The organism is Romboutsia sp. (assembly GCF_035470145.1).
Taxonomy (GTDB): domain Bacteria; phylum Bacillota; class Clostridia; order Peptostreptococcales; family Peptostreptococcaceae; genus Romboutsia_D.
Map to the genome: position 1 here is coordinate 1 of NZ_DATIRC010000435.1, position 8818 is coordinate 8818.

Annotated in this window: 6 protein-coding genes; all 6 read right to left on the reverse strand. The window is 28.6% G+C overall.

From position 1 onward, the window contains the following. On the reverse strand, positions 1 to 455 hold a 455-nt coding region (locus tag VLM92_RS16940; RefSeq protein ID WP_325277496.1), incomplete at its 3' end, for a metallophosphoesterase. Continuing rightward, entirely contained in the window at positions 455 to 1804 is a 1350-nt protein-coding gene (gene rph / locus VLM92_RS16945; protein WP_325277497.1) for a ribonuclease PH, read from the reverse strand. The genes rph and VLM92_RS16940, both read right to left, overlap by 1 nt. 193 nt (positions 1805 to 1997) lie before the next feature. Continuing rightward, positions 1998 to 4019 (reverse strand): NAD-dependent DNA ligase LigA, encoded by a 2022-nt coding sequence (gene ligA / locus VLM92_RS16950; RefSeq protein ID WP_325277498.1) that lies wholly within the window; start codon positions 4017 to 4019, stop codon positions 1998 to 2000. A 165-nt stretch (positions 4020 to 4184) separates the two neighbouring features. After that, on the reverse strand, positions 4185 to 5120 hold the full coding sequence (locus tag VLM92_RS16955) for a phosphoglycerate dehydrogenase (RefSeq protein ID WP_325277499.1): 936 nt from the start codon (positions 5118 to 5120) through the stop codon (positions 4185 to 4187). A 271-nt stretch (positions 5121 to 5391) separates the two neighbouring features. Then, complete coding sequence (locus VLM92_RS16960) at positions 5392 to 6513, reverse strand: YibE/F family protein (protein ID WP_325277500.1); 1122 nt, start codon at positions 6511 to 6513, stop codon at positions 5392 to 5394. A gap of 73 nt (positions 6514 to 6586) precedes the next feature. Further along, complete coding sequence (locus VLM92_RS16965) at positions 6587 to 8047, reverse strand: alkaline phosphatase (RefSeq protein ID WP_325277501.1); 1461 nt, start codon at positions 8045 to 8047, stop codon at positions 6587 to 6589. Positions 8048 to 8818: the final 771 nt, after the last annotated feature.

Sequence of the window (8818 nt, forward strand, 5' to 3'; positions counted from 1 at the left end):
TGTATCTGTATTTTTTCATCTTCGATATCTAGTGTAACAAAACTTTTATATGTTACTTGTCTTGGAAGAGATACACTTCCTGGATTCAAATATAGAACTCCATCTTTCTCTATACATAAAGGAATGTGAGTATGACCAAATACAACTATGTTTGCATTAATCTCCTTGGCTTTTGTCTCTAATCTATCTATTCCATACTTCACACCATACCTATCTCCATGGCATAAAAATATAGTTTTATTCTCTACTTCAAAAACCAATTCATCTTCTACATCATCAAAGTCACAATTTCCTCTTACCGCCATTACTCCTACATTTGTCACATTATGTATATACTTTGAATCTGAAAAATTATCTCCTGCATGAATTATCAAATCACACTCTTTTAAATATGGTATTGTATTATCGATGAATTGCTTCATCATATGTGTATCACTTACCACTCCTACTTTCATTATCTCACTACCCTTTTGCTAAACTCGCTTTTCATTAATTTTAGGGCATTAGCTCTATGACTTATACTATTTTTTACAGTAGCTGGCATTTCTGCAAAAGTTTTATTATATCCCTTTACTATAAATAATGAATCATACCCAAATCCATTCTTACCTTTTTCTTCAAATCCTATATTTCCCTCACAAGTTCCTCTAACTACAAACTCTTTTCCATCTGGGAATACAACTGCTATAGCTGATACAAATCTTGCAGTTCTTTGACTTGCTGAAATATTACTTAGAGACTTAATTAACTTTTGTCTATTTTCTTCATCAGTTGCATTTTCTCCTGCAAATCTAGCAGAATAAACACCTGGTTTTTTTCCTATAGCATCAACTTCTAGACCTGAATCATCTGATATTGCTATCATTTTAGTCATTTTAGCTATTGTTCTAGCCTTTATTAATGCATTATGTTCAAATGTCTTTCCATCTTCAACTATTTCTATTCCACCTAAATCTACATCTTTTAATGAATATATTTTATAATCAAATCCTTCTAATATTGCCCCAATTTCTTCTAATTTATGAGCATTATTAGTTGCTATAACGACTTCATCGCCATATTCCATTCCTAGTATTTCATCTGCTATTTCACCTAATGCTACTCTTTGAGCTTTTATTAGTTCTTTATTCCCTTTTTCTCCAAGTGCTAATAATGCATTTAAATCATCTCTTGAGAATGGACGCTCTTCTCCTGTTCCTTGAACTTCTACAAACTCACCTTTATCTGTCATTATTATATTCATATCTACTTGTGCATTAGAATCCTCTTCATAGCATAAATCAAGTACATGTTCTTGATTTACTATACCTACACTTATAGCCGATACAAAGTTTCTTACTGGTATTTCTTTAATCGCTTTAGATTTATGTAATTTATTTAATGCATCTACCACTGCTACAAAAGCACCTGTTATAGAGGCTGTTCTAGTTCCTCCATCTGCTTGTATTACATCACAATCTACCCAGATAGTTCTTTCGCCTATTTTTTTTAAATCTATTACAGATCTTATTGCTCTTCCTATTAATCTTTGAATTTCTTGAGTTCTTCCATCAACTTTTCCTCTAGATGATTCTCTTATTTTTCTTTGATGAGTAGATCTAGGAAGCATTGAATATTCTGCATTTATCCATCCCGTTCCTGTGTGTCTTAAAAATGGAGGTACTTTATCTTCTATTGACGCTGTGCATATAACCTTTGTTTCTCCCATTTCTATCAATACAGAACCCTCAGCATATCGTGTATAGTTTCTTGTTATTTTTATATCCCTTATCTGATCATTATTTCTATTATCAATTCTAGCCATTTTACTTACCTCTCTTAAGTCTTTTTATGTTGAGTTTTCATTCGTTCAACTTTATTTATATACTAATAATATTAACATATATTTAAAGTAATTTTCTACCATTAACAGTATCCATATCCTTTGTAATAACTTTAAATTAACACAAAATATATTATATTAATGCAAATAACGCTATATAATACAGCTATTATTTTTAAGATAATTTATTTTCTACATCTTCTTTTGATTCTAATTTTATAAGTTCTATAAATTTAGCCTCATCAACTACCTTTACACCTAATTCAGTTGCTTTTGTAAGCTTAGATCCAGCTTCTTCTCCTGCTAATACAAATGTTGTAGATTTACTAACACTTGAAGTAGCCTTACCGCCCCTAGCTTCTATTATTTCTTTTGCATCATTTCTTTTTAATGTAGGTAGTGTTCCAGTTAAAACAATTTTCATACCTTCAAATATTTTAGATATATTAGAATTCGTATCTTCAATTGCTTTAGTATTAACACCAGTATTCTTAAGTTTTTCTATAACTTTAAGGTTTTTTTCTTCTTTAAAAAATTCAACTACACTATTTGCCATAGTTTCTCCAAATTCTTCTAGATTAACTAATTTTTCATTAGTTGCGTTTACTATGTCATCTAAATCTTTAAATTTTTTAGCTAATATCTTAGCTCCTTTTACTCCTACAAATTTAATTCCTAATCCATTTATAAGTCTCCATAAATCATTATTTTTAGACTTTTCAATGGAATTGACTAAATTTGTAGCAGATTTATCACCCATTCTTTCTAAGTTGACAATATCTTCTTTTTTTATGCTATATAAATCTGCAACATCTTCTATTATCTTTTCATTTAATAATAATGTTATTATTGATTCTCCTAGTCCATCTATATTCATTGCATCTCTAGATACAAAGTGAATTATTCCTCTTCTTATTTGTGCAGGGCAAGACATATTTATACACTTTACAGCAGCTTCTCCTTCTAATCTTACTGTTGGTTCTGAACATACTGGGCATTCCTTAGGCATTTTAAAATCAATCTCATCTCCACTACGCTCGTCCTTTATAACTTCAACTACTTGAGGTATTATGTCTCCAGCTTTTTGAACTAATACAATATCATTTATTTTTATGTCTTTTTCTTTTATATAGTCTTCATTATGTAATGTGGCTCTACTCACACTTGTTCCTGCTAATCTTACTGGCTCAAGAACTGCAGTAGGAGTTATAGTTCCAGTTCTACCTACTTCTACTATTATATCTATAATCTTTGTTGTTTTCCTTTCTGCCGGGAATTTATATGCAATTGCCCACCTTGGACTTTTAGCAGTATATCCCATGGACTCTCTTTGAGATAAATTATTCACCTTTATAACCATTCCATCTATTTCAAAATCTAGATTTCCTCTATTTTCTGTCCAATATTCAATATACTCTATAACATCATCTATTTTATTGCATACTTTATAATTCGGGCTAACTTCGAATCCTAATTCCTTTAAAAATTCTAAAGATTCACTATGGCTTTTAAACTCTCTATTTTCTCCATGTTCAAGGTTAAATACAAATATATCTAGAGGTCTTTTTGCTGTTAACTTAGGGTCAAGTTGTCTCAATGATCCCGCTGCAAGATTTCTAGGGTTAGCAAATAATTGTAATCCAGCTTCTTCTTGTTGTTCATTTACTTTTTTGAAGTTTTCCTTTGATATATAAACTTCACCTCTTACTACTATTTCATTATCTTCGTCTATCTTTAAAGGTATACTTTTTATGGTCATTAAATTTTGAGAAATATCTTCTCCAACAACTCCATCTCCTCTTGTAGCTCCCTTTTCAAATACTTCATCATTATATGTAAGTCCTACTGATAATCCATCTATTTTAAATTCTACTACATACTCTACTTCTCCACTTACCATATCTCTTACTCTTTTGTCAAAGTCCTTTAAATCTTGACTTGAGTATGCATTGGATAAGCTTAACATTGGTATCTTATGTACTATCTGTTCGAATTTATCTAAAGGCTTTCCTCCAACTCTATTTGTAGGAGAATCTGCTCTTTTTAGACTAGGATTTTCTTCTTCTAATTTTATTAACTCGTTAATTAAATTATCATACTCATAATCTGATATTTCTGGTGTATCTTGATTATAGTATTTTTCATTATGATAATTTATTAAATCTATTAATTCATTCATTTTATTTTCTATAGCCATTCTTGTCTCACCTCATATGAAAATTTCTCTCTTTAGTATTGCCATTTTATAACTTTAATATATTTTAGTATATCATTATAGGCTTATCATTGTTAAATTTTTTATATAATAATTATCAATCAAAAAAGTTACTCTAAATAGAGTAACTTTTTATCTTAGTATTATTTAGTATCCTTTATATATATCCATAAGATTATTCAATGATTTTTCATTTATATAATTTTTAAGATTATTATAAATCATATTGAAATTTCTTTCATTATTTTTATCTGATACCCATGAATTATGAGGGGTTATTATAACATTATCAAATTCCCAAAATTTACTATCTTCTTCTAGTGGTTCATTCTGGAAAACATCTAATGCTACTCCTCTAAATTTATCTATATAATCTATTAAATCTTCTTCATTTATAATATTGCCTCTTCCAACATTTATAAATATTGAACCTTCTTTCATAATCTTGAATTTATCCTTATTTATTATACCTATCGTATCTTTAGTAGCAGGTATTGTACATACAACTGCATCACATTCCTTAAATATATTATCCATATTCTGTGTAGAGAAACACTTGTCAAAATATTTTTTATCAGAACCCGTTGTATTTACACCCCATATCTCTACTCCAAAAGCTTTTAATCGTTTTGCACCTTCTGTAGCTATAGTTCCAGTTCCTATAAATCCTATTTTTCTTCCATATATCTCCGTCATTTCAAAATTCATTTTCCACTTTTTATTTTGTTGTTGTTCATAAAATTTTTTACTATTTTTATATATTTGTAAAATATACATTACTATCCATTCACTTATAGGAATACTATATCCTCCCTTATTATTTGCTATAACTATTTCTCTTCCTAATAGTTTTTGTTTTGGTATTTGATCCACTCCTACACTTGATGTTTGAATATACTTTAATTTATTCATTTTGGATATATCTAACGTTTCAAATGGATTATAAGTAACTAGTATATCTGCTGAATCTGTGTCCTCATTATTAGCTACTGTATTTTCCGGATAATATACAACTTCGTATCCTAAGTCTCTAACCTTTTGAAACTTTTCTTCTCCATAGTTTATAGTAAACAAAATCTTCATATATTTACCCCCCATTGTATTTTTTTGTTATATTATAAGTATTTCTGCTAAATGTAAAAAGTCCTTCAAAAATTTTGAAGGACTTAATCTATTTTAAAATAAATGTATAAAAAGACTATGATGTCAAAACAATGAGGTGTGATATACATTTATTTAGTACTATTCTAACCACTTTTAATATCTTTATTTACAATATCTATAATAATAAATGGTAATGTGTTCCATTTTATATTCATTTTTAATTAGTTTTTCGTAAAGGCAAGAACACTAATCATTTAAACATCTTATTATCTGAATAAATCCATCCTGCAAAAACTGCAGTTATAGGTGCCACCAGAACAAGACCTATACTTCCTACTATAGTTCTCATTATTTCAGCTGAAACCATTTTTATATTTAATATCTGAATTAAGCTTGTTTCTCTTACCATAAATAACATAAGTAAAGTCAAATATCCTCCAGAATAAGCCAACAATAAAGTTGTCGTCATTGTTCCTATTACTGATCTTCCTACATTAAATCCTGATTTAATTAAATCTTTTTTAGAAATGTCAGGCTTATTTATTTTTATTTCTTCCATTGAAGCTGATATATCCATAGCAATATCCATTGCTGCTCCAGAAGCTCCTATTATTATAGCTGCATAAAAAATGTACTGCATATTAAGATTCATATATCCACTAAATATTAATGTTTGAGCAAAAGGAGCTGTCATTCCATATAATTGCATTTTACTCCCAAAGAATACAGTTATTATAATAGTTGAAATAAGTCCAAATATAGTACCTACAAATGCTGATATTCCTTTTTTATTAAAACCAGCAACAGAAAATATTATTATTCCTGATAATAATGTTAGTGCTAATGCTGTAATAATTAATGGATCTTTTCCTTCTAATAAATTAGTAATTAAAACCTTCCATATAATAAATATACTTGCAACAAAAGAAAAAAGTGCTTTTAGTCCTATTAATTTTGCATAGATTAATAAACAAAGAACAAATACACTAAATAAGATTAACTGCCAACCTTGTCTATATAAAGAAAGTGTCTTTGCTCCACTGATTATACCTTTTTTAACCATTAAAGAAACTAATATTGTATCTCCTTCTTTATAAAACTCATCAATCTCTAAGCTACCCGTTAAATGATTAACTGCTTTGATCTCTTTACTTTTAAATTCCGTATTAAGTATTTTAACTTCTAGTTTTTGTTCTCCTATTTTAGATATACCAGCCTGATTAACATTACTATTATCTACTTTTAAAACTTTAGCCTTAGCTTCTATATAATTAGTACTTTCTTCTGATTTATGGTCACTATAACTATAAGTTATAGAAAATATTATAGCTATTAGAGTCAAAAATATATAAAACTTGTATTTACTTTTCATATATAACCCCTCCTACTATTTGATTATCATATAATAAGAGTCAAGTATAAACTTGACTCTTATATTAGTTATATTATTCAACTTCAGTTAATTTAAAATTCATTATTTCAGCCATAGTTTTTGCTATTTCAATATTATCTTTAAATCCTTCAAAGGCCTCAGCATTTACTCCTATTGCAGACATCGGTATTTGAGTTCCTGAGTGAGCAAAAGACGTCCAATAAGCATTAGCTCTCTTTGATAATATATGAGTAGTTTCAATAGCAACAGGATTATACTCTGCATAAGATTTTTCATCTATTTGTCCATTGTCAACTATATCCATAGCCTTGTATATTTCTTTTAATTCTTCTTCAGTTAAGTCTTTTAAACCAAAGTTATCTTCTATATATTTTATATATTCTTCTCTGTTTCCGTTATATGCTTCCTGTAATGTATCTTCTACAGAAACTTTTACATCTTTTAATTGATCTAAGTTTAGGAAATAATTTTTACCAAATCCAAGCCCCATTCCACCTGTTTCATGGTCTCCTACTACAACTATTAACGTTTCATCTTTATGATCTTTATAAAAATCTAAAGCTTGTTTTACAGATTCGTCAAAAGCTATTACGTCATTTATAACTCCTGTTATATCATTTGCATGTCCTGCATGGTCTATTCTTCCACCTTCAACCATTAAGAAGAATCCATCTTCATCTTTTGATAAATTTTCTATTGCTTTATCTGTTATCTGAGCTAGTGAAGGTGTTTCATTAGTATTTTTTCTTTCTACTTCATATGGTAAGTGAGATGAAGTAAACGAAGCAAATACTTTACTTTCATCTGATGGTTTAAAGTTTATAAAATCTTGTGAACTTTCTTCACCTATAAATGTTTTATATCCTTCATCTTCAAATTCTTTAACTAAATTTCTATCATCTTCTCTTTTTGAACCTTCTTCAGATTTAGGTATAAAGTTTCTATATCCTCCACCTGCAAAGAAATCTACACCACTATCTAAATAATCTACTGCTATTTCATTTTCATTTCCTCTACTTACATTATGTGATGCAAATGTTGCAGGAGTGGCATGTGTTAGTCTAGTAGTAGTTACTATACCTGTTGCTTTTCCTTTTGTTTCAGCTTCTTCTATTAATGTTTTTACGTTAGTTCCGTCTGGTAATTGTGAAATTACTCCATTGTTAGTTTTATTTCCAGTAGCTAAGGCTGTTCCTGCTGCTGCTGAATCAGTTACTAAAGAATCTGCAGAATGTGTAGTGTTTATTCCAACGTGTGGTAAAGTATTTATATTTAGTTTAAATTCTTTATTTCCTGTAGTCTCTTGAACATAATATTCTCCAACTTGTCTTTGAGCTGCCCCTAAACCATCTCCTATGAAATAAAATACATATTTAGGAGCTTTACCTTTTATAAAAGATTTTTCACTTAGTGATATATTATTATCAGATATTTTTGAAATACCAATAAATGTGATAGTAAGAAGTGATATACTCACTAAGACTTTAGTCGTAAAATTTTTCTTTCTAAACATTTAATTATGCCTCCATTATATAAGTTTTATAAGTTTTACCTATTACATATACTAGTATATTGTGATTGTGTTAATCAGCTATTAAGTCTATGTAAAAAAAAAGTTAATTATGTTAATTTGGCGTTAATTGGAAATTTTTTAGCTTGCCCTAATAAAATAAGCACGGAACTAGGCTAATTTTGTCAAATATATTTCTTATAGTTTCTCCTCAACATTTATATTTTTCCATAAACTTAGAGTTGATTATCAAATATCCATGTTTATTATGATAAATTTCCACCCGATCCAAAACAACATCATCAAATACCTGTCAAATTAGCTGGTTTGCTAGCGAGAGAACCTTTATAACCGTCTTTAGTAAAAATCTCCCAAACTCTTAGTCTTAGGGAACTTAAAACACTCTTCCACCAGTGATTGTTTTTATCTATAGCATCTTCAAGGATTTTCTAATAAAGAAATAGGTAAAATGGAGCTCCTAGAAAATCAAGTCCACAGTAAGAAGTAAAACTTGTAGATATAATATTTACCTTCTATACATTTTTTCAAAACTAAAGTAATAACAATTCAGAAGGTTTTTGTTCATTTTTTAAAAATCACATTAATATATTTAAACTATATTAATATAATTTTAAGGAGTTGAAGTTATTATGAAAACAAGTTCTTTGCCTACACAGCTTGATAATCCTACGAATTCACAAAGGCATAAATTACTTCAATATGCACTAAAAAATGCTAACCGTTTAGAAGATTTTAATAATATCACAGAATTAT